Source organism: Blastococcus sp. SYSU D00813 (genome assembly GCF_054050735.1).
On the sequence record NZ_JBJGZX010000025.1, the window covers coordinates 1 to 20,153 of the forward strand.

Annotated in this window: 21 protein-coding genes, 1 pseudogene and 1 riboswitch; of the genes and pseudogenes, 9 read left to right on the top strand and 13 right to left on the bottom strand. The window is 77.2% G+C overall.

What is annotated here, in order from left to right; all coding sequences use genetic code 11:
• Positions 1-83: 83 nt before the first annotated feature.
• Together ACI8AX_RS16340 and ACI8AX_RS16345 are read right to left on the bottom strand one after the other, a co-directional pair.
• Complete coding sequence (locus ACI8AX_RS16340) at positions 84-1,538, bottom strand: glycine hydroxymethyltransferase (RefSeq protein ID WP_456550890.1); 1,455 nt, start codon at positions 1,536-1,538, stop codon at positions 84-86.
• 26 nt (positions 1,539-1,564) lie between these two features.
• A riboswitch (ZMP/ZTP riboswitch) is annotated at positions 1,565-1,650 on the bottom strand.
• The gene (locus tag ACI8AX_RS16345; RefSeq protein ID WP_456550891.1) at positions 1,637-2,827 is read right to left on the bottom strand and encodes an alpha-hydroxy-acid oxidizing protein; all 1,191 of its coding nucleotides are present in this window, start codon (positions 2,825-2,827) and stop codon (positions 1,637-1,639) included. Its footprint overlaps the riboswitch before it by 14 nt.
• 13 nt (positions 2,828-2,840) lie before the next feature.
• On the opposite strand from ACI8AX_RS16345, the gene ACI8AX_RS16350 reads away from it, so the two are divergent.
• The 3 genes and pseudogenes from ACI8AX_RS16350 to ACI8AX_RS16360 form a co-directional block, all read left to right on the top strand.
• Complete coding sequence (locus tag ACI8AX_RS16350) at positions 2,841-3,164, top strand: Rv2175c family DNA-binding protein (RefSeq protein ID WP_456550892.1); 324 nt, start codon at positions 2,841-2,843, stop codon at positions 3,162-3,164.
• A gap of 40 nt (positions 3,165-3,204) precedes the next feature.
• Positions 3,205-3,570 carry a lycopene cyclase domain-containing protein gene (locus ACI8AX_RS16355; RefSeq protein WP_456550893.1) on the top strand — a complete coding sequence of 122 codons (366 nt, stop codon included), beginning with the start codon at positions 3,205-3,207 and terminating at the stop codon, positions 3,568-3,570.
• Between the two features lie 56 nt (positions 3,571-3,626).
• A pseudogene (locus tag ACI8AX_RS16360) lies at positions 3,627-3,776 on the top strand (lycopene cyclase domain-containing protein); the annotation flags it as partial.
• On the opposite strand, the gene ACI8AX_RS16365 reads toward ACI8AX_RS16360, so the two are convergent.
• Genes ACI8AX_RS16365 through ACI8AX_RS16375 form a run of 3 tightly spaced genes read right to left on the bottom strand, consistent with a single transcriptional unit; the run spans position 3,773 to position 7,444 of the window.
• Complete coding sequence (locus ACI8AX_RS16365; RefSeq protein WP_456550894.1) at positions 3,773-4,726, bottom strand: phytoene/squalene synthase family protein; 954 nt, start codon at positions 4,724-4,726, stop codon at positions 3,773-3,775. The pseudogene ACI8AX_RS16360 and the gene ACI8AX_RS16365 overlap by 4 nt on opposite strands.
• Positions 4,723-6,216 (bottom strand): phytoene desaturase family protein, encoded by a 1,494-nt coding sequence (crtI, locus tag ACI8AX_RS16370; RefSeq protein WP_456550895.1) that lies wholly within the window; start codon positions 6,214-6,216, stop codon positions 4,723-4,725. The genes ACI8AX_RS16365 and crtI overlap by 4 nt, the downstream gene beginning before the upstream one ends.
• Before the next feature lies 1 nt (position 6,217).
• Entirely contained in the window at positions 6,218-7,444 is a 1,227-nt protein-coding gene (locus tag ACI8AX_RS16375) for a polyprenyl synthetase family protein (RefSeq protein ID WP_456550896.1), read from the bottom strand.
• A gap of 110 nt (positions 7,445-7,554) precedes the next feature.
• Between ACI8AX_RS16375 and metF the strand changes: the two genes are divergently transcribed.
• A complete protein-coding gene (gene metF, locus ACI8AX_RS16380; protein WP_456550897.1) occupies positions 7,555-8,502 on the top strand; it encodes a methylenetetrahydrofolate reductase [NAD(P)H] in 948 nt (315 codons plus the stop codon).
• Here the strand turns inward: metF and ACI8AX_RS16385 are convergent.
• The gene (locus ACI8AX_RS16385; protein ID WP_456550898.1) at positions 8,495-9,133 is read right to left on the bottom strand and encodes a hypothetical protein; all 639 of its coding nucleotides are present in this window, start codon (positions 9,131-9,133) and stop codon (positions 8,495-8,497) included. The two genes, metF and ACI8AX_RS16385, sit on opposite strands and share 8 nt — an antisense overlap.
• Positions 9,134-9,197: 64 nt before the next feature.
• On the opposite strand from ACI8AX_RS16385, the gene ACI8AX_RS16390 reads away from it, so the two are divergent.
• The 5 genes from ACI8AX_RS16390 (at position 9,198) to ACI8AX_RS16410 (ending at position 13,801) form a co-directional block, all read left to right on the top strand.
• The gene (locus ACI8AX_RS16390) at positions 9,198-10,304 is read left to right on the top strand and encodes a LolA family protein (RefSeq protein WP_456550899.1); all 1,107 of its coding nucleotides are present in this window, start codon (positions 9,198-9,200) and stop codon (positions 10,302-10,304) included.
• A gap of 5 nt (positions 10,305-10,309) precedes the next feature.
• The gene (locus ACI8AX_RS16395; protein ID WP_456550900.1) at positions 10,310-11,236 is read left to right on the top strand and encodes an ABC transporter ATP-binding protein; all 927 of its coding nucleotides are present in this window, start codon (positions 10,310-10,312) and stop codon (positions 11,234-11,236) included.
• Positions 11,233-12,042, top strand: a complete 810-nt coding sequence (locus ACI8AX_RS16400; protein ID WP_456550901.1) for an ABC transporter permease — start codon at positions 11,233-11,235, stop codon at positions 12,040-12,042. Before ACI8AX_RS16395 ends, ACI8AX_RS16400 begins: the two co-directional genes overlap by 4 nt.
• Positions 12,043-12,094: 52 nt before the next feature.
• Positions 12,095-12,757: a CDP-alcohol phosphatidyltransferase family protein gene (locus tag ACI8AX_RS16405; RefSeq protein WP_456550902.1), complete on the top strand. Its 663-nt coding sequence runs from the start codon at positions 12,095-12,097 to the stop codon at positions 12,755-12,757.
• A 66-nt stretch (positions 12,758-12,823) separates the two neighbouring features.
• The gene (locus ACI8AX_RS16410) at positions 12,824-13,801 is read left to right on the top strand and encodes a carbohydrate kinase family protein (protein WP_456550903.1); all 978 of its coding nucleotides are present in this window, start codon (positions 12,824-12,826) and stop codon (positions 13,799-13,801) included.
• Positions 13,802-13,901: 100 nt separating this feature from the next.
• Here the strand turns inward: ACI8AX_RS16410 and ACI8AX_RS16415 are convergent, their stop codons facing one another.
• The 7 genes from ACI8AX_RS16415 to ACI8AX_RS16445 are packed head-to-tail and all read right to left on the bottom strand — an operon-like array spanning position 13,902 to position 19,955.
• Complete coding sequence (locus tag ACI8AX_RS16415) at positions 13,902-14,558, bottom strand: flavin reductase family protein (RefSeq protein ID WP_456550904.1); 657 nt, start codon at positions 14,556-14,558, stop codon at positions 13,902-13,904.
• A gap of 51 nt (positions 14,559-14,609) precedes the next feature.
• Positions 14,610-15,713, bottom strand: coding sequence for a glycosyltransferase (locus ACI8AX_RS16420; protein ID WP_456550905.1), 1,104 nt, complete (start codon positions 15,711-15,713; stop codon positions 14,610-14,612).
• Positions 15,710-16,513, bottom strand: a complete 804-nt coding sequence (locus ACI8AX_RS16425; RefSeq protein WP_456550906.1) for a carotenoid biosynthesis protein — start codon at positions 16,511-16,513, stop codon at positions 15,710-15,712. Before ACI8AX_RS16425 ends, ACI8AX_RS16420 begins: the two co-directional genes overlap by 4 nt.
• Entirely contained in the window at positions 16,510-18,144 is a 1,635-nt protein-coding gene (locus ACI8AX_RS16430; protein WP_456550907.1) for a phytoene desaturase family protein, read from the bottom strand. Before ACI8AX_RS16430 ends, ACI8AX_RS16425 begins: the two co-directional genes overlap by 4 nt.
• Positions 18,141-18,746: a GNAT family N-acetyltransferase gene (locus ACI8AX_RS16435; protein ID WP_456550908.1), complete on the bottom strand. Its 606-nt coding sequence runs from the start codon at positions 18,744-18,746 to the stop codon at positions 18,141-18,143. Before ACI8AX_RS16435 ends, ACI8AX_RS16430 begins: the two co-directional genes overlap by 4 nt.
• Complete coding sequence (locus tag ACI8AX_RS16440; protein ID WP_456550909.1) at positions 18,743-19,261, bottom strand: YbaK/EbsC family protein; 519 nt, start codon at positions 19,259-19,261, stop codon at positions 18,743-18,745. The genes ACI8AX_RS16435 and ACI8AX_RS16440 overlap by 4 nt, the downstream gene beginning before the upstream one ends.
• Before the next feature lie 55 nt (positions 19,262-19,316).
• Positions 19,317-19,955, bottom strand: a complete 639-nt coding sequence (locus tag ACI8AX_RS16445; RefSeq protein ID WP_456550910.1) for a maleylpyruvate isomerase family mycothiol-dependent enzyme — start codon at positions 19,953-19,955, stop codon at positions 19,317-19,319.
• Between the last annotated feature and the right edge of the window lie 198 nt (positions 19,956-20,153).

A 20,153-nucleotide genomic window follows, 5' to 3' on the forward strand; every position in this document is an offset into this window, starting at 1 on the left:
CCCGCCCCCCCCCCCCCCCCCCCCCCCCCCCCCCCCCCCCCCCCCCCCCCCCCCCCCCCCCCCCCCCCCCGCCCGGTCGGGGGTCAGCTCAGGTCGAGGCCCGGGTACAGCGGGTGGGCGCTGAGCAGCTCGGCCGCCGCGGCGCGGGTCTTGTCGGCCAGCCCCTCGTCCATCGCGTACCTGGCCTTCGACGGGCTGCCGTCGCGCGTGGTGGTCGGCGTGGTGGCGGCGAGCACGTCGGTGATCAGCTCGGCGACCCGGTCGAACTCGGCGGCGCCGAACCCGCGGCTGGTCAGCGCCGGGGTGCCGATCCGGACGCCGGAGGTGTACCAGGCGCCGTTCGGGTCGGCCGGGACGGCGTTGCGGTTGGTCACGATGCCGGCGTCGAGCAGCGCCGACTCCGCCTGCCGGCCGGTCAGGCCGAAGGAGCTCACGTCGATGAGCACCAGGTGGTTGTCGGTGCCCCCGGTGACCAGCGTCGCGCCCCGCCGGGACAGGCCCTCGGCCAGGCTCTTCGCGTTGTCGGCGACGGCGGCCGCGTAGCCGGCGAACTCCGGCCGGCGGGCCTCGGCGAAGGCCACGGCCTTGGCGGCCATCACGTGCGGCAGCGGGCCGCCGAGCACCATCGGGCAGCCGCGGTCGACCGCGTCGGCGTACTCCGGCTGGGCCAGCACGAACCCACCGCGCGGGCCGCGCAGCGACTTGTGGCTGGTGCTCGTGACGATGTGCGCGTGCGGCACCGGGTCGAAGTCGCCGGTGAACAGCTTCCCGGCGACGAGGCCGGCGAAGTGGGCCATGTCGACGACGAGGGTGGCGCCCACCTCGTCGGCGATCTCGCGCATCTTCGCGAAGTCGACGCGTCGGGGGTAGGCGGAGTAGCCGGCCATGAGGATCAGCGGCCGGAACTCCCTGGCCCGCGCGCGGACGGCGTCGTAGTCGAGCAGCCCGGTCGCGGGGTCGGTGCCGTAGGAGGACTGGGCGAACATCTTGCCGCTGATGTTCGGGCGGAAGCCGTGGGTGAGGTGGCCGCCGGCGTCCAGGCTCATGCCCAACATCCGCTGGTCGCCCAGGGCCCGGCGCAGCGCCGCCCAGTCCTCGTCGGTGAGGTCGTTGACGTGCTTGGCGCCGGCCCGCTCCAGCGCCGGGGACTCCACGCGGGTGGCCAGCACGGCCCAGAAGGCGACCAGGTTGGCGTCGATGCCCGAGTGGGGCTGCACGTAGGCGTAGGGGGCGCCGAACAGCTCGCGGGCGTGCTCGGCGGCCAGCGCCTCGACGGTGTCGACGTTCTGGCAGCCGGCGTAGAAGCGGTGGCCGACGGTGCCCTCGGCGTACTTGTCGCTGAACCAGTTGCCCATGGTGAGCAGCACGGCGGGGCTGGCGTAGTTCTCGCTGGCGATCAGCTTCAGCGAGGCCCGCTGGTCGGCCAGCTCGCTGCTGATCGCGTCGGCGACCCGCGGCTCGACCGAGGAGATGACCTCCAGCGCCGCCCGGTAGGCGGTGCTCGCGGCGGAGGCGTCGAAGGGCGTGGCGTGCGTCATGGCAGGCTCCTGCGTGGCGTCGTCGGAGTGGATGCCCAGGCGCCCGGCGGGGGGTTGCAGGCCGCTCCCCGGTGGTCGGTCCCACCTCGATGCGCCAGTCACGGCCCGGCGTCGATGCTACCGGGCAGGACCGGTGCCCGGACCACGGTCTCCCTCGGGACGGTGGTGACGTCGGCGAGCCCGCAGAGGGTCATCGTGGTGGCGAGCTGGGCGGACAGGCCGTCCAGGACGGCGCGCACGCCGTCGGCCCCGCCGGTGGCCAGTCCCCAGATGACCGGGCGGCCGACGAACACGGCCCGGGCGCCGAGGGCCAGCGCGGTGAGGACGTCGGAGCCGGCCCGCACACCCCCGTCGACGTACACCTCCGCTGTGTCGCGCACCGCCTCGGCCACCTCCGGGAGCGCGTGCGCGGTGGCCACGACGGGGTCGGCCTGCCGCCCGCCGTGCGCCGACACCCACACCGCGGCCGCCCCGGCGTCCACGCACGCGGCGGCGTCGTCGCCGCGCAGCACGCCCTTCACCACGACCGGCAGCCCGGAGAGCCGGCCGAAGCGGGCGATGTCGTCGAACGTCCAGACCGGGTGGTCGACCGCGGGCACCGTGCCGCCGGGGCGGTTGGGGACCGGCAGGTCCACCGGGAGCGCGAAGCCGTGCGCCGCCTCGCGCAGCCGCCGGCCGAAGACCGGCAGGTCGACGGTGAGCACCAGCGCCCGGTAGCCGGCGTCCCCGGCGCGGCGGGCCAGGTCGTCGGTGTGGGCGGGGGAGTGCAGCCGGTAGAGCTGGAACCAGCGCGGCCCGGGCGGCTCGACGGCGGCGACGTCGGCCAGGCCGGTGGTGGCCGAGGTGGACACGGTCATCAGCGCCCCGGCGGCGGCCGCGCCGCGGGCGGTGGCGCGCTCGCCCTCGGGGTGGGCCAGGCCCTGGTAGGCCCACGGCGCGACCCCGACCGGGGTCGCCACCTCGTCGCCGAGCAGGGTGGTGCGCAGCCGGACGGCGGAGACGCCGGTCAGCACCCGCGGCCGCAGCCGCCACGAGCGCCAGGCCGGCGCCGCCTCGCGCAGCGTCGTCTCGCTCTCGGCGCCCCCGGCGTAGTAGTCGAAGACGTCGGGTGGCAGCAGCTCGCGGGCCCGGCGCTCCAGCGCGGCCGGGTCCAGCAGCTCCGGCCGCAGGCCCGGGTCGTCGGGCAGCTCCTCGCCCCGGCGGCGCTGCACCGGCGCGCCGGCACCGCCCCGGTCCGGCCCGGGGAGGGGTCGCGGGTCCGGGGTGCGTCGGTCCTCGGGCAGCGCCATAGGCTCGGAGCCTATGGAGACGCTCACGCCCGCGGAGGTCGCCCAGGCCCTGGGGGTCTCGCCGAACCGGGTCCGGCAGCTGCTGCGCGAGCACAAGCTGATGGCCGTGCCCGGCAGCGGCAACAGCCGCATCCCCGCGGACTTCCTGCAGGACGGCCAGGTGCTCAAGCACCTCCCCGGGCTGATCACCGTGCTCAAGGACGGCGGCTTCCGGGACGAGGAGGTCTTCGAGTGGCTGTTCCGGGCCGACGACACGCTCCCGGGCACCCCGGTGGAGGCGCTGCGCAGCGACCGGCACACCGAGGTGACCCGCCGGGCGCAGGCCCTGGCGTTCTGAGCGTGCATCCGGGCCGGGGCGGCGGGCCGAAGCTGGTCGCGTGGGCTCCCTGACGTACCTGGCGCTGCTCGCCGGGTGCCTGGTGGTCACCGCGCCGCTGGAGCTCCTGCTGCGGGTGCGGGTCTACGCCCGCTGGCGGCGGCTGCTCGTGGCCGTGCTGCCGGAGTTCACCGTCTTCGTCGTCTGGGTGCTGTACGCGATCGCGCAGGGCCACTGGGACTACTCGGCCGAGCTCACCCTCGACGTCCGCCTGCCCGGCGGCATCCCGGTCGAGGAGGTGCTGTTCTTCCTCGTCGTCCCGCTGTGCTCGGTGCTGGCGCTGGAGGCGGTGCGGCGGGTGACCGGCTGGGACGCCGGCTACCCGGCCGAGGAGGCCGACCCCGAGCCGGCGGAGGCGGCGCGGTGAGCTACTCGGCCCTGGCCGTGGCGGCCGTCGTCGGCGTCCTCGTGGTCGACCTGCTCGTGTACCGCACCCGCATGGTGACCCGCCGGGTGTTCTGGGTGGCCTACGCGATCATCGTGACGTTCCAGCTGCTGATGAACGGCGTGCTCACCGGGCTGGACGTCGTCACCTACGACGAGCGGGCCATCTGGGGGCCGCGGGTCGCCTACGCCCCGGTCGAGGACCTGCTCTTCGGCTTCGCCATGGTCACCCTGACCCTGGCCAGCTGGGCGGCGGTCAACCGGCGGGCGAACACCGCCAGGCGCCGCGGCCTCGACACGCGCACCCGCCGGTCGAGCACCCGGTAGCCGGCCCGCTCGATCTCGTCGAGGATCCCGCCGTAGAGGGCGGTCGCGGCCCGCACGCAGTCCCGCGACTCGGGCGCGAGCAGCGGGGTGCCCGGCGCGGCGTCGTCGTAGCGGCGGCGGACGATCGCGACCATCTCCCGCATGAGCGCCTCGAACCGGGCGTCGTGCCGCCGCTGGGCCAGCTGCTCGCGCGTGACGCCGTGGGCGGCCATCAGGTCGGCGGGCAGGTAGACGCGGCCGCGGTCGACGTCCTCGGCCACGTCGCGGCAGAAGTTGGTGAGCTGGAAGGCCTCGCCCAGCGCGATCGCGTGCGGCGCGGCCTCCTCGCGCAGGACGCCGGGCGCGGTCCCCAGCACCGGCAGCACCTGGAGCCCGATCACCGAGGCCGAGCCCCACATGTAGCGGTCGAGCGCGTCCATGTCGGCGTAGCCGGTGACGGTCAGGTCGCTGGTCATCGCGGCGAGGAAGTCGACGAGGTGCTCGACCGGGATCGCGTACCGGCGGTAGGTGTGCACCAGCGCCAGGCGGACCGGGTCGGCCGACCAGCCGGCCTCCAGCTCGGCGAGCACCGCGCGCGACCAGTCGCCGAGGTCGCGCTCGGGGTCGGCCCCGGGGTGGTCGACGAGGTCGTCGGCGGTGCGCGCGGCGGCGTACAGGGCGTGCACCGCCGGCCGCCGGTCGGCGGTGAGCAGGCGGGTGGCCAGGTGGTAGCTCTTGCCGTGCTCGGCGGCGATCGCCGCGCAGTGCCGGTAGGCGGCGGTGAGGTGCGCCTGCTGCTGCTCGCGCGTGGGCGGGGGCTCGACGAGCGTCATCCCGTGGTCCTCCCCGTGATCCGCTCGGCGGCGAGCCGGCCGCTGATCACGACCATCGGGACACCGACCCCGGGCTGCACCGACGACCCGGCCAGCACCACGTTCTCCGGCCCGCGCCGGGGCAGCGTCGGCGGGCGGAACGGGCCGGTCTGGCCGAAGGTGTGCGCCAGCGCGAACGGCGTCCCGGCGGCCATGCCCTGCGCGGCCCAGGTCAGCGGGGTGTCCATGTGCTCCACCTCGATCGCGTCGGAGACCCCGGTGTACCCGCGGGCCTCGAGGGTGGCCAGCAGCTCCTCGCGGTAGCGCGGCGCCAGCGCCGTCCAGTCGATCGACGGGTTGCCGCCGCTGCGCGGGTCGAGGTTCGGGGTGGGGGCGACGACGCTGAGCACCTGCCCGCCGTCGGGCGCCAGGGAGCGGTCGGTGACCGACGGCGTGCTGATCAGGAGGCTGGGGTCGCTCATCGGCCGGCCGTCGCGGGTGAGCTCGTCGAACACCTGCCGCCACGACTCGCCGAAGCTGATCGTGTGGTGCGCCTGGCCGGGCAGCTCCGCCCGGACGCCGAGGTGCAGGGCCACGCAGCTGGGCGAGTACACCGGCCGCCGCGGCCCGCGCAGCCCGGGCACGAGGGTGTGCGGCGCGTCGGCGGTGACGACGACGGCGTCGGCCGGCAGCCGCTCGCCGTCGTCCAGCACGACGCCGGTGACCCGGTTGCCGCCGACGTCGAGCCGCCGCACCGGCGTGGCGTACCGGAGGACGACGCCGGCCTCGGCGGCGGCCGCGGCCATCGCCCGGGGGACGGCGCCGATGCCGCCCACCGGGTGCCAGACGCCGGCGCCGATGTCGAGCTGGGCGATCACGGCGTAGGCGGCGATCGCGCGGTAGGGGGAGACGCCGGCGTAGAGCGCCTGGAAGCTGAACAGCCGGCGCAGCCGGTCGTCGGCGAAGTGCCGCTCGACGTGCCGGGAGAGCCGGCCGAAGCCGCCGCGCCGGGCCAGCTGCACGAGCTCGGGGCCGAGCAGGTCCAGCGGGGTGTCGAGGTTGCGGTCGATGAAGGTGCGCAGCTGCAGCCGGTACAGGTCGGCGAGGTCGGCCAGGTAGCGGCGCAGCGCCGCGGCCTCGGCCGGGCCGCACAGCGCCTCGACCTCCGCGGCGAACGCGTCGGGGTCGGCGTGCACGTCCAGGTGCGAGCCGTCGGGGAACTGCGCCCGGTAGGAGGTGGTGAGCGGGACCAGCTCGAGCCGGTCGTCGAGCTCCTCGCCGACGGCGGCGAGGGTGTCGGCGACCAGCTCGGGCGCGGTGAACACCGACGGGCCGGTGTCGAGGGTGTAGCCGCGGTCGGCGACCACGCCGGCGCGGCCGCCGGGGCCGGGGCCGCGCTCGACCACGGTGACCTCGCGGCCGGCGCCGCGCAGCCGCAGGGCGGCCGACAGCCCGGCCAGGCCGGCGCCGACGACGACGACGCGGTCGGTGCGCCCGGGGACGGTGCGCACCTCAGGCGGTGCGGGAGGTCGCTGCGACGGCGAGCGCGTCGAGGGCGGCGCGGGCCTCCTCGGCGATCGGCGCCTCGGCGATGGCGGCCCGGGCACGGGCGGTCTGCTCGGCGATCCGCTGCTCGACCCGGCCCCGGGCGCCGGTGCTCTCGATGAGCGCGCGCAGCGAGTCGAGGTCGGCGGCGTCGCAGTCGGGGTTGCCCAGGCACTCGGCGAGCAGCCGCCGGCCGACGTCGTCCGCCTCCTCCTCGGCCAGCGCCACGAGCAGGGTCCGCTTGCCCTCCCGCAGGTCGTCGTCGACGGACTTGCCGGTGACCGCCGGGTCGCCGAACACGCCGAGGACGTCGTCGCGCAGCTGGAACGCCTCGCCCAGCGGCAGGCCGATCGCGGTGTAGACGTCGGCGGCGCGGGGGCCGGCCCCGGCCAGCGCCGCGCCCAGCTGCAGCGGGCGCTGCACGGTGTAGCCGGCGCTCTTGTAGCGGGCGACGGTCAGCGCGCCCTGGGCGCCGGGCAGGCCACCGGCCGCGCGCAGCAGGTCGAGGTACTGGCCGGCGGTCACCTCGGTGCGCATGGTGTCCCACACCGACCGGGCGCGGGCCAGGGCGGCGGCGGAGATGCCCGAGCGGCGCAGCAGCTCGTCGGACCAGACCAGGGCGAGGTCGCCGACCAGGATCGCCGCCCCGACGCCGAAGGTGCCGCCGTCGCCGGCCAGGCCGTCGTCGCCGTGGCGCGTGGCGAACCCGATGTGGGTCGCCGGCCGGCCGCGGCGGGTGAGCGCGCCGTCCATCACGTCGTCGTGGACCAGGGCGCTGGCGTGCACGAACTCCAGGGCGGCGACGGCACGCAGCACCGCGGCGTCGTCCTCGGCGGGCCCGGAGACGGCCTCGACCGCGCCGCGCCAGCCCCAGTACGCGAAGGCGGGGCGCAGCCGCTTGCCGCCCTCGGCGACGGCGGTGACCTCGTCGACGACGGGGCCGAGCGCCGGGTCCATGCCGGTGAGGACGGCGCGCTGCTCCTCGAGGAAGCCGGTCAGGGCGGCCGCCACGGCGCTGCGGACGCGCGGCAGGTCGGCGCTGGCCAGCGGCGCGCTGCTCAGCGGGGCCGGCGGCGGGGGTGCGGGCTGGCGGCGCTCCGCCCCGGTGATCACGGGGCCAGTATCGCCCCACCGGGTGGCGTGCCGCTGGTCCGGGCGCTGCCGTCCGGGTCCGGGCAGGGGGTGCGGGGTCATGCCGGTGGCCTCCTCGTTCCGGTGCGTCCCGCTCTTCGTCCGGGGGGACGGCCGTGGATGCACCGGTGCCTCCCGGGCCGGCCGGTGGGGCCGCCGTATCCTCCACAGCCATGACCCGGACCGTCCGCGAGCTGCTGGCCCAGGGCGCGCCCACGTGGTCCTTCGAGTTCTTCCCGCCCAAGACGCCCGAGGGCGAGCAGCAGCTGTGGACGGCGCTGCGCGAGCTGGAGCGGCTGCAGCCGTCGTTCGTGTCGGTGACCTACGGGGCCGGCGGCAGCACGCGCGAGGGCACGGTGTCGGTCACCGAGCGGATCGCGACCGAGACCACGATGACGCCGCTGGCGCACCTGACCGCGGTCGACCACAGCGTCGCCGAGCTGCGGCACGTGGTCAGCCGGCTGGCCGCGGCGGGGGTGCGCAACCTGCTGGCGCTGCGCGGCGACCCGCCCGGCGCCGACCCGCAGGCCGACTGGGTCGCCCACCCCGAGGGGCTGTCGTACGCGGCCGAGCTGGTCGAGCTGATCCGGTCGATGGGGGACTTCTCGGTCGGCGTCGCGGCCTTCCCCGAGCGGCACCCGCGGTCGCCGGACTTCGACACCGACGTCCGGATGTTCGTGGCCAAGTGCCGCGCCGGCGCCGACTACGCCATCACCCAGATGTTCTTCCGCACCGAGGACTACCTGCGGATGCGCGACCGGGTCGCCGCCGCCGGCTGCGACGTGCCGATCATCGCGGGGGTGATGCCGGTGACCAACGCCCGGCAGATCGCCCGCATCGTGCAGCTGTCCGGCCAGGCGTTCCCGGAGGAGCTGGCCGCCCGCTTCGCCGAGCTCGACGGGGACCGGCCCGAGGACAAGGCCGCGGTGCGCGCCTACGGCGTCGAGGTGGCGACGGCGATGTGCCGCACCCTGCTCGACGAGGGCGTGCCCGGCATCCACTTCATCACCATGAACCGGTCGACGGCGACGCGCGAGGTCTTCGCCAACCTCGTGCCAGCGGCACCCGGGACGGCGGCGATGACGGCGGTCCCCGCGGACGCCGGCGCGGCCGTCAGCTGACCCGGGCACGTCCCGCGGCGAGCGCGGCGGCCCGGCCCGCGGCCCGGCGCAGGGCCTCGCGCTCGGCGGCGTAGCCGCCCAGCACGCCCACGACGGGCAGGTTCGACAGGGCCCGCGCGCCCAGCCGGCCCTTCGGCCGGGCGTCGAGCGCGTCGTCGATGCGGCCCAGCAGGCGGGCGGCGCGCCACAGCGTGCGGCCCGCGCCGCGGAGGCCCGCCCGCTCGTCGCGGGCGCCGAGGGCGGCCTCGGTGTAGGTGCCGCGGGTGCGCTCGAGCAGCGGACGGACGCGGTCGGCGGGCAGGTCGCGGTCCAGCAGCACGCGGGCGAGCAGCGACACCCGGTCGGCCGGGTCCTCGACGCCGTACTCGCCGGCGACGCCGAGCACGACCACGGCCTGCGCCGCCGCGCCGACGGTGTTCTGCAGGGGGAGCAGGTCGGCGAGCTTGCCGGCGAAGCGGGGAGCGGCCGAGACGCCGGCGGCGTAGCGGGAGACGCGGTCGGCCCACCACTGGTCGCGCTCGGCCTGGGACAGCGCCGGCGGCCGCCCGAGCCGGCGCACCAGCGGGGCGGTCAGCCGGTCCACCCGGCGGAGCACGTCGACGACGGCGGCGTCACTGTTCGGCGGGGCCATGCCGACCCCCTACCCACCGCCGGTGGCCGCTCATGCCCGGCCCGTCCGGCCTACCGTGGGCGCCGTGGCACGTCGCGGATCGGGCGCCGCGGCGCGCTGGGCCGTCGTCGGCCTCCTCGTCGCCGCGCTGGTCGCGCTGCCCCTGGTCCTCCGGGTGCTGCCGGCCCGCGACCGGCCCCTCTCCGCCGACGACCTGCGGGCCGCCGTGCTGGCGGGCGCGGACGTCGGGTTCTCCGGCTACGCGGTGTCGGCCGGGGGCCTGGCCCTGCCGGTGTCCGGGCAGCTGCCGGAGGTCGCCGACCTGTTCAGCGACCGGACGGCGATGCGGGTGTGGTGGCGCACGCCCGAGGAGCACCGGGTGGACGTCGTCACCCCCGCCGGTGAGACCGGCCTCCACCGGGACCCCGCCGGGTCCTGGACCTGGGACCACGAGGAGGGGACGGCGACCCGCGCCGACCCCGCCGTCATCGCGCTGCCCGCGCCGGCCGACCTGCTGCCCGCGACCCTGGGCCGGCGCCTGCTGTCGGAGGCCGCCCCCGGCGAGCTGAGCCGCATCGGCGCCCGACGCGTCGCCGGCACCGACGCCCTGGGCGTCCGGCTGGTCCCCGCCGAGCCGGCCGCCTCGGTGGGCCGTGTCGACGTCTGGGTCGAACCCACGTCCGGGCTCGCCGTCCAGGTCCAGGTCTTCGCCGCGGGGGCGCGGCAGGCGTCGCTGGACACGCGGTTCCTCGACCTGACCCTGGGGGACCCGCCGTCCTCCGTCCTGGCCTTCACCCCGCCGCCGGGCGCCGAGGTCCGGCCGGCACCCGAGCTCGAGGGCCTGGTCGCCCTGGCCCAGCGCGGGCTCGCGCCGGTGGACCTGCCGGCGACCCTGGCCGGACTGGCGCCGCGGTCGCAGGGCGGGGTCCCCGTGGGCATCGACCTCTACGGCCGCGGGGTGACGCTGCTCGCCGTCGTCACGCTGCCGACGAGCCAGGCGGCCACGATCCGGCGCGCCCTGGACGAGGAGCCCGCGGCGGTCACCGACGAGCTCGGCACGCGCGTGGCGGCGGGCCCGCTCGCGATCATGGTGGTCCGGCAGTCGCCCGAGGCGAGCCGCCTGCTGGTCGGCACGGTCACCCTCGACGCCGTGGCCGCCGCGGCCCGAGAGCTGACCGGGGCGCCGTCGTGACGGCGGTGGTCCGCACGTCCGGCCTGGTCAAGCGCTACGGCCGGGTGGTGGCCGTGGACGGGATCGACCTCGACGTGCGTGCCGGTGACGTCTACGGCTTCCTCGGGGCCAACGGCTCCGGGAAGACGACGACGGTCCGCATGCTGCTCGGCCTCGTGCTGCCCACCCGGGGCGAGGTCGAGCTGTTGGGCGAGCCGATGCCACGTGCCGCGCGCCGCGTCCTGCCGCGGGTCGGGGCGCTCGTCGAGGCACCGGCCGCCCACGGCCACCTCTCCGGCCCGGTGAACCTGGCGCTGCTGGACGCCGCCGGCCCGGGCGGTGCCCGCCGGACCCGGCGCCGGAGGATCGGCGAGGTCCTCGACCGGGTGGGGCTCGGCGGGGTGGGACGCCGGCCCGTCCGTGCCTACTCCCTGGGCATGCGCCAGCGGCTCGGGCTGGCCGGTGCGCTGCTGCGCCGACCCGAGCTGCTGGTCCTCGACGAGCCGACCAACGGCCTGGACCCGCAGGGCATCACGGAGATCCGCGAGCTGCTGCTCGAGCTCAACCGCGACGGCACGACCGTCCTCCTCTCCAGCCACCTGCTCGCCGAGGTCGAGCAGCTGTGCACCCGGGTCGGGGTGCTCGACCGCGGCCGGCTCGTCCTGCAGGACGACCTCGGCAGGCTCACCGCGCCGACCGGCGCGACGGTCGTCGACACCCCCGAGCCCGACCGGGTGCGGGGTCTCCTCGACGGGCGGGTCCTGTCGGTGACCGGGACCCGGGTGCTGGTCCGCGGGGACGACCCGGCGGAGGTGAACGCGCGCCTGGTCGCCGCCGGTGTGCCCGTGTCCGGGCTGGCCCTCGACCGGCCCAGCCTCGAGAGCGTCGTCCTCGCGGCCGCGACCGCCAGCGCGGACCGGGTCGACGCGCCCGCCCCGGGACGGCGCCGGTGATCGCCGTCGAGCTGCGCAAGCTGTTCGGCCGGCCGCGGACGTGGACGACGATCGCGGTCCTCAACGCCCTGCCCGTGCTGGTGGCCGTGCTGCTGGCGGTCACCGACCTGGCGCCGCGGCCGGGGGAGGGCCCGCCGTTCCTGTCCGCCGTCCTGACCAACGGGGCGCTGTTCCCGCTGGCGGCGCTGGCCATCGTGCTGCCGCTGTTCCTGCCCATCGCCGTGGCGGTGGTCGCCGGGGACTCGGTCGCCGGAGAGGCGCAGGCCGGCACGCTGCGCTACCTCCTGGTGCGGCCGGCGGGGCGGACCCGGCTGCTGGTGGCCAAGCTGCTGGCCGTCATGGCCTTCGTGCTGGTCGCGGTGGTGGTCGTGGCCGCGGTCGGGTACGTGGTCGGCCGCCTGCTGTTCGAGGCCCAGCCCGTCGCCGGCACGTCGGTCTCGGGCACCACGCTCACGGCCGGGCAGCTCGGCGGCCGGACCCTGCTGGCCATCGGCTACGTGACCGTGAGCATGCTCGGCGTCGCGGCGTTCGGGCTGTTCTTCTCGACGCTGACCGACTCGCCGCTGGCCGCCGCCCTGGGGGCGCTGGCCGTCCTCGTCGGCTCCTCGCTGCTGTTCACGCTGGACGCGGCGTCGCCGATCGCCCCGTACCTGCCCACCCGCTACTGGCTGGCGTTCGTCGACCTCTTCCGCGACCCGATCCACTGGCGCGACGTCATCCGGGGTCTGTCGCTGCAGGGCGTCTACGTGGGCGTGCTGCTCGCCGCGGCGTGGGCGCGCTTCACCACCAAGGACGTCACGAGCTGAGACGCCCGCCGTCGCCCGGGCGTGGTGGACTGCACCCCGTGGGGCGGGCGCCGTGCTGAGCAGGGACGAGTACCTCGCCGCGTGGTCGCGCTGGCACGGCGGCACCGACCCCGCCGGCAGCCGGCTGGTGCGCGGCTGGCTGACCGCGGCCTACACGCTCGCCCGCCCGGTGGCCGGCATCCCTCCGGTGGTGGCGACGGCGGTCGGGCTGCTCGTCGCCGTCGCGGCGGTCGGCCCGGCGCTCGCCGGCGGGTACTGGCTCGTCACCGCGGGCCTGCTCGTGGGCCTGTCCGGACTGCTGGACTCGCTCGACGGCGCGCTGGCCATCGCCACCGGCCGGGCCTCGCGCCGCGGGTACGTCCTCGACTCCGTCGTGGACCGGCTCACCGAGGCGGCGTACGCGGCCGCCCTCTGGGCCGCCGGCGCGCCGGGCTGGCTGGCCGCCGTCTTCGGGGCCCTGTGCTGGCTGCCCGACTACCTGCGGGCCCGCGCCGGGCAGGCCGGCGTCAGCGAGACCGGCGCCATCTCCGTGTGGGAGCGGCCCACCCGGGTCGCCATGACCGGCATGACCCTGGGCGGCGCCGGCGTGGTGGCCGGGGCCGGCGACGGCGTGGTCGCGGGCGTGGTCACGTCGGGGGCGGCGGTGGGCTCGCTGCTGGGCGTCGTGGCCGTCGTCCAGCTCGGGAGCGCCATCCGGCGGTCACTGGCCGACTGACACCTCCTACTCTTGTCGGGCCCGATCCCGCGCCGCCGGCGCTGGTCGCCCAGCCGAGGAGCACCCGTGCCCGTCGTCGTCACCGGCTCCATCGCCACCGACCACCTCATGACCTTCCCGGGGAAGTTCACCGAGCAGTTCGTCGAGGGCCAGATGGAGAACGTCTCGCTCTCCTTCCTCGTCGACGACCTCGTCCAGCACCGCGGCGGGGCCGGCGCCAACATGGCCTACGGCCTCGGGCAGCTCGGCGTCGGCCCGGTCCTGGTCGGGGCGGTCGGCAACGACTTCGCCGACTACGAGGCCTGGCTCAACCGCCACGGCGTCGACACCGGCAGCGTCCACTGGTCGGAGCTCAAGCACACCGCCCGCTTCGTGTGCACGACCGACCAGGTCAACAACCAGATCGCGTCGTTCTACTCGGGCGCCATGGCCGAGGCCTGCCAGATCGAGCTGGCGCCGGTCGCCTCCCGGGTGGGCGCGCCCGACCTCGTCGTCGTCGGCCCGAACGACCCGACGGCGATGGTGCGGCACACGCAGGAGTGCCGGCAGCGGGGCTACCCGTTCGCCGCCGACCCCAGCCAGCAGCTGGCCTGGGCCGACGGCGCGATGATCCGCGAGCTGGTCGCCGGCGCCGAGCTGCTGTTCACCAACGAGTACGAGTCGCACCTGCTGCTGCAGAAGACCGGCTGGTCCGACGCCGAGGTGCTCGAGCGGGTCGGCCTCTGGGTGACCACGCGCGCGGCCGACGGCGTGCTCGTCCGCTCCGCCGGCGCCGACCCGATCGAGGTCAAGGCCGTGCCCGAGACCAAGCCGGTCGAGCCCACCGGCGGCGGGGACGCACTGCGGGCCGGGTTCATCGCCGGGCGCTCCTGGGGCCTGTCGGTGGAGCGGGCCACCCAGCTGGGCTCCGCCGTGGCGACCGAGGCCGTCGAGGTCATCGGCACCCAGGAGTACGAGCTGCGCCGGGAGCCGTTCCTGGCCCGCTTCGCGGAGGCCTTCGGCGAGGCGGCCGCCGCCGAGGTCGGCGAGCACCTGCCGGCCTGACGCCCGCGCCGGGATCAGGTCACCTGGTCATCGAGCGTCCTCCCTCACGGTCTGCGGTGAGGGAGGACGCGCCACGATCAGGTGAGCTGATCGTGGCGGGTCAGCGGTCGCGGACGCGCTCGCCGATCGCGGGGTCCTCCGCCCAGTGCCGGTAGGGGATCCGCGCGATCTCCAGCACCTCGCCGATCGTCGACCACTCGTTGCCGCCGAGCCGGGCCAGCGGCCGCAGCTCCTCGATCCGCGGCCGCCCGTCGCGCACGGCGCTGCTGCGCACGCTGATCAGCTGCACCCGGCCGAACACCACGGTGCTGTCGCCCAGCCGCACCGTGGAGTGCAGCGTGCACTCGATCGACACGGGTGACTCGGCGACCCGCATCGCCGCCACCCGCTCGCTGGGCTCCAGGTGCACCCCCGCGTGCTCGGCCTCGCTCTGGTCCGGCGGGAAGTCGGTGCCCGTGGCGTTGACCTGCTCGAACAGCGGCTCGGGGGTGAGGTTCACCGTGAAGTCGCCGGTGGCCTCGACGTTGTTCAGCGAGTCCTTGCGGCCCACCGAGGTGAACTGCACGACCGGCGGCTGCACGCACGCGACCGTGTAGAAGGAGTGCGGGGCCAGGTTGTGCACGCCCTCGGCCGACCGGCTGCACACCCACGCGATCGGCCGCGGCACCACCACCGAGTTGAGCACCCGGTAGAACGACCGGCCCTCCATCTGCGCGGGGTCGAAGACGGTCCGGTCGGCGGGGGGCTGGGAGGTCACCGGGTCATCCTCTGCCACCGGCCGGGACGCGGCGCGACCGGTGGGCCGGGATCACACCCGGCGGCCGCGCCAGGTGAGCGTGCCCCGGCGGTGCCCGGCGACGGAGCGGGCGAGCAGCAGGTCGAAGGCCAGCAGCGACACGGGGTGCGCCAGCGCGTCGGGCCAGACCCGGCTGCCGGTCGCGGCGGCGCTCACCGCCCGCCCGGCGACCCCGGCCGCGTAGCCGAGCAGCCCGGCGCGCGAGCCCCGCAGCGCCGCGACCGCCGGGACGACGCCGACGGCGCTCAGCACCGCCGCCGCCGCCACGCTCGCCGCGGGGGAGCCGCCGACCGCGGCCCACAGCGACTTGGCGTAGCCGGCAGACAGCGCCGTCCACCCGTCGTACATCCGGCACGCGGCGAGCTCCGCGCCGGCCACCGGCACCGCCCGCCCGCCGGCGCGCTTGACCGCCCGCGCCAGGGCGACGTCCTCGAGCACCTCGCCGCGGACGGCGGCGTGCCCGCCGGCCGCCAGGTAGGCCGGCACCGTCATCACCAGGAACTGGCCGTTGGCCGCGGTCAGCGACGGCCGCCGGGACCGCTCAGCCAGCCGCAGCGGCAGGGTGGTGGCCCACAGCCACGGCGACAGCGGCTGCACCAGGCGCTCGGCGAGGGTCCCGGCCAGCGGCCGGGGCCAGGGCGAGGCGAGGTCCAGGCCGTGCGCGTCGAGGACGGCGACCGCGCGGGCGATCGCGTCGGGGAACAGCCGGACGTCGGCGTCGAGGAACACCAGCACCCCGTCGGGGTCGGCCGGCACCTCGGCGACGCCGGCCGCGCAGGCGTGCGGCTTGCCCAGCCAGCCCGGCGGGGGAGGCGGCGCCGCGACCAGCCGCACCCGGGGGTCGGCGACCGCCCGGACGGCGTCGGCGGTGCCGTCGGTGGAGCCGTCGTCGACCACGACCACCGTGAGGTCGGGCACCCCGCGCTGGGCCAGCACCGCGGCCAGGCACTCGCCGACGTGCCGCTCCTCGTCGCGCACGGGGAGCACGACCGTGACCGGGCGCAGCACGGGCGGGTGCCGCTCGGGCGGGCGGCGCAGCAGCCGGACGTTGACCGCCGCGTGCGCCGCCGTGCCCACCGCGGCGGCCGACAGCGCCCGGACGGCCCGACCGCTCACCGGCGGGCCTGGACGGCGAGAGCGACCAGGACCGGGACGGCCAGCCCCGCTCCCCACGCGGCCGAGCCCGGCAGGTCCAGCCAGCCGGCGTGGGCCAGCGCCCCGCCGAGGGTCATCCACGCCAGCGCGGCCAGCGGGGCGCCGTCACCGGTCCGCGGCGTCGTCGCCGTCCGCGCGACCAGCAGGTCGAGCAGCGTCATGAGCACCGCCCCGGCGAGCAGCCAGCCGGCCAGGTTGGTCAGCGGCACGGTGTCGATGCCGGGCAGCCCGGGGGAGGGGTGCGCCCACGTCCAGTAGCCGGCCTGCACCATCTGCGGGTCCAGGACGACGTCCCACCCGGCGAACACCGCCGCCGCGGTCGCGATCCGCGCCGCCCGCCGTCGGCCCGGCCGCACCCCGCGGGTCAGCCGTCCGGCGAGCAGGAGGCTGGGCCACGCCATCATCAGCCAGGCCAGCGGCACGAGGAACGGGACGCCGAGCAGCGTCGGGCCCAGGTCGTCGCTGTAGGTGTACTCGCCGTAGGGGAAGCCGGTGGCCAGGCCGACCGACTCGAACGCGATCGCCGCCAGCGCGACGACGGCGAGGACGCCGAGTCCGGTGCGGGAGCCCCGGCTCAGCGCCGCGTGCGTCACCGACAGCGCCGCGCCGAGCAGCACGATCGTCCAGCTCACCGCGGTGCGGGCGTCGCCGTCGGTCAGGGGGTAGGAGATCGCCGTCAGGACCAGGACGGCGGTCAGCGCCCACGGCACGGCCGCCCGCGGCCCGGCGGCCCGTGCCCGCCCGGCGAGGACCGCGGTCACCGGCGCAGCCTCCGCGCCAGACCGGCCAGCGTCCGCCGCCCCCGGGCCGCCCGGCCGCGGTCGGCCAGCACCAGCCGCGCCGCCGTCCGCCCCGAGTTGCCCGAGACGCCGCCGCCCGGGTGGGTGGAGGCCCCGGCCAGGTACAGGCCCGGCAGGCCGGGCACCCGCTGACCGGCCAGCGCAGGGGTCGGCCGCAGCGAGAACATGCTCGCCAGGCCCATCTCCACGTGCATGACGTTGCCACGCAGCAGCGACAGCTCGCGCTCCAGCGCCACGGGGGTCTGCACGTGCAGCTCGCGGATGGAGCCGGCGAAGCCCGGGGCGTACCGGTCCACGGCGGCGACCAGCCGCTCGGCCGCGGGTGCGGCCAGGGCGTCCCAGTCCGCGCCGTCGGCGAGGGCGTAGGGGTACCACTGCCCCCAGACGGTGACGACGTGCTGCCCGGGCGGGGCGAGCGTGTCGTCGGAGGCGGAGAAGCACATGGCCAGGGGCACCGGCTCGCGCGGCAGCCGGCCGGCGGCGAAGTCGCCGTGCGCCGCGGCCAGCTGGGCCCGGTCGGTGCACAGCAGCTGCAGGCCGCCGAGCGCCGCCTCGGCGGGGACGCCGGGGTAGTCCGGGGGCGCGTCGGTCAGCGCGCGGAGGACCAGGCCGAAGCCGTTGCCCAGCGGCGGGGCGGCGGCGGCCAGGGCCGGGGGAGCGGCGTCGCCGGCCAGGTCGCGGGTGGCCAGCACGTGGCAGGCGGAGACCACGACCGGCGCGCGCAGCTCCCGCCCGGACGCCGTGCGCACGCCGGCGACCCGGCCGTCCTCCACGAGCAGCCGCTCGGCGGCGTCGCCCAGGGCGACCCGGCCGCCGTCGGCCTCCAGCCGGCGGCGCAGCGCCGCGGTGAGCCCGCCGGACCCGCCGACCGGGTGGCCGGGCGGGACGTCGTGCAGCAGCGCGACCCAGCCGACCATCGCCGCCGTCCCCGGCTCGCTCATCGGCGGGCCGGACTGCGCGCCGAACCACGCCAGCGCGGCCTTGAGCCGCTCGCTGGTGAACCAGCGGTCCAGCAGCGCGTCGCCGGAGCCGAGGAAGTCGACGGCGAGGTCGCCGCCGGGCGTGCGCGGCCGCCCCCCGCGCGGGGCGCCCAGCGGCCAGAACGCGCGCAGCAGCCGGCCGGGGCTGGGCGGCCCGGCGAAGGAGGCCACGACGGCGCGGCTGCGCGGTCCCCACTCGGCGACGAACCGGCGGTAGGCCTCGGCGTCGGCCGGACCGCACGCGGCCGCGACGGAGGCGCAGGTGGCGTCGAGGTCGACGGAGAGGACGAGCGGCTGCCCGTCCGGGCCGGGGGCGCCGGGGTGCGGGGCGGGGGCGAACCCCCACGGGTCGCAGTCGACGTAGCGCAGGCCGTGGGCGGCGAGGCCGAGCTCCTCGACGATGCCGCTGTGCCGCACGATCACGTGCGCGCTCGAGCCGCGGTCGACCCGCACGCCCGGCCAGCGCTCCACGGTCGAGACGGCGCCGCCGAGCACCTCGTCGCGCTCGACCACCTCCACGTCCAGCCCGGCGCGGGCGAGGTAGCAGGCGGCCACGAGGCCGTTGTGGCCCGAGCCGACGACGACGGCGTCCCGCTGGTCCGATGAGCTCACACCCGGTCGTTCGGCGCGGCGGGAGCACGCGGATGCAGGGGCAGGCGGGCGCCGAGGATCGCGAACGGCCGGGCGTCACCCGGGAAGTGGTGCCCGCGGGCCAGGTCGACGAAGCCGTCGGCGTGGTACAGACGGAAGGCCTTGGTGTCGGCGTCGGGCGTGGACAGCAGCGCGGCGGCGTTGGGCAGGCCCTCCACCAGCGCGTGCAGCAGCTGGCGGCCGAGACCCCGGCTCTGCGCGTCGGGGTGGACGTGCAGCTCGCACACCTCGAAGGCGCCGGGCAGCCACCGCTTCGCCGTCCGCCGGTCCAGCGCGGCGCGGACCTGGTCGTGCCACCACTGCCCGGGGGCGACCTCGTAGCCGTAGCCGAAGCCGACCATCCGCTCCCCGGTGTCGTCCCCGCCCGTGCCGGCCACGAAGGCGCCGACGGCGCGGAAGCCGGGCCGCTCGGTGTGCTGGATGGCGTAGCCGTACCGGCCGGCGACCACCGACGACGAGTAGCCCATGGCCGCGCCGTAGATCGCCAGCGCCTCGTGCATGTGGTCGCGGATCCAGTCGGTCGGCAGCTGCGTGACCCGGGTCGCGGGGGTGGTGCCGGTCATGCCTGTACCGCCTCGGTGCGGGGCGTCCCCGCCGGCCCGGGACCCACCTCGGCGGGCGTGCCCTCGGTGAGCCGGAGGAGCTCGTCGTAGGTGGTCGGGAAGACGGTGTGCGGGTGCCCGGCGGCGGCCCAGACCTGCTCGTACCGGGCCAGCTCGACGTCGACCAGGGTGCCGATCGGTGCCGGGTGGCCGACCGGGGCGACGCCGCCGATGGCCTGGCCGGTGTGCTCGCGCACGAACGCGGGCCGGGCGACGCGGACCTCGGGCACGCCGAGGAGCCGGGCGACCTGCGCGGTGTCCACCCGGTGCGCGCCGCTGGTGAGCACGAGCAGCGGGTCGCCGCCGACGTCGAAGACCAGGCTGTTGGCGATCGCGCCGACCGGCACGCCGAGCTGCGCGGCGGCCTGCGCGGCCGTGCGGGCGCTGTCGGGGAGCTCGCGCACCTCCCCGGTCGCGCCGGCCTCCCGGAGGGAGCGGACGACCTCGGCGACCCGGGGTGAGGCGGCGGGTGGCATGCGGGCGATCCTCCCACCCGGTCGCGGCGCCCGGCGGGTCGGGGAACGCCGTCGGTCAGCCCCGCGCCCACGCCCGCAGCGCGTCGGCTCCCGGGCCGGCCAGCTCGTCGAGGCGGGCCGGGCGGCGGGTGATGGCGAGCGCGAGGGCCTCGACCGGCCCCTCCACCCGCGGCCCGCTGCCGCGGGTGGTGCCGAGGTCGGAGGCGGTGTAGGTCAGCTCCGGCAGCCCGCGGGGGATGAAGCCGGGCACGGCCCTGCGGCTCACGACGAGGTCGAGGGCGTCGGCCCACGGGTCGAGCGGCCGGCCGTGGTGCAGTCCCAGCGGGACCGTGATGTCGAGCCGGTGGACGAGCAGGTCGGTCAGCGGGGCGTGCCAGTCGGCGCCGGGCGGGGTGAAGCGGCTCCCCGCGTGCTCGCGCAGGTCGGCGACGAGGGTGGCGGTCGGTCGCTGCGCCCGCTGGTCGGCCATGAGGTGGTTGGCCCGGTCGAAGGAGCCGCGGGCGCGCACCATGGCGCGGAGGAACCCGGGGACCGAGCCGGTGGGCCCGACCATGACGTGGGCGGCCACGTGCCGGACGGTCCACCCGCGGCAGAGGCTCGGCGCGGCCCACTGCTCCGGGGCGAGGGTCTCCAGCAGGTCGGCGAGGGCCCGTCGCTCGGCGGCGATCGTCGTCCAGGCGGTCGTCTCGTCCACGCGGGGATCGTGGCAGGCGGGGACGACGTCCGGTCGCTCCGAGCAGCAGGGACCGTCGTACCGCGCTCGTAGCGTGCGGGCACGGGGAGCGGGGGGAGGGCGGCGGCACGCCGGCGCCGGGCCCCGGCTTGACGGCGGCGCGGGGGTCGGGTGTACTCGACGTGTTCGAACACGCGTTCGAACAGCGTCGCTCCCCGC

Bases quoted from the DNA above. Each gene is read 5' to 3' on its own strand.
- ACI8AX_RS16340 (WP_456550890.1), bottom strand. From the start codon at position 1,538: ATGACGCACGCCACGCCCTTCGACGCCTCCGCCGCGAGCACCGCCTAC.
- ACI8AX_RS16345 (WP_456550891.1), bottom strand. From the start codon at position 2,827: ATGGCGCTGCCCGAGGACCGACGCACCCCGGACCCGCGACCCCTCCCC.
- ACI8AX_RS16350 (WP_456550892.1), top strand. From the start codon at position 2,841: ATGGAGACGCTCACGCCCGCGGAGGTCGCCCAGGCCCTGGGGGTCTCG.
- ACI8AX_RS16365 (WP_456550894.1), bottom strand. From the start codon at position 4,726: ATGACGCTCGTCGAGCCCCCGCCCACGCGCGAGCAGCAGCAGGCGCAC.
- ACI8AX_RS16375 (WP_456550896.1), bottom strand. From the start codon at position 7,444: ATGACCCCGCACCCCCTGCCCGGACCCGGACGGCAGCGCCCGGACCAG.
- metF (WP_456550897.1), top strand. From the start codon at position 7,555: ATGACCCGGACCGTCCGCGAGCTGCTGGCCCAGGGCGCGCCCACGTGG.
- ACI8AX_RS16385 (WP_456550898.1), bottom strand. From the start codon at position 9,133: ATGGCCCCGCCGAACAGTGACGCCGCCGTCGTCGACGTGCTCCGCCGG.
- ACI8AX_RS16435 (WP_456550908.1), bottom strand. From the start codon at position 18,746: ATGACCGGCACCACCCCCGCGACCCGGGTCACGCAGCTGCCGACCGAC.
- ACI8AX_RS16440 (WP_456550909.1), bottom strand. From the start codon at position 19,261: ATGCCACCCGCCGCCTCACCCCGGGTCGCCGAGGTCGTCCGCTCCCTC.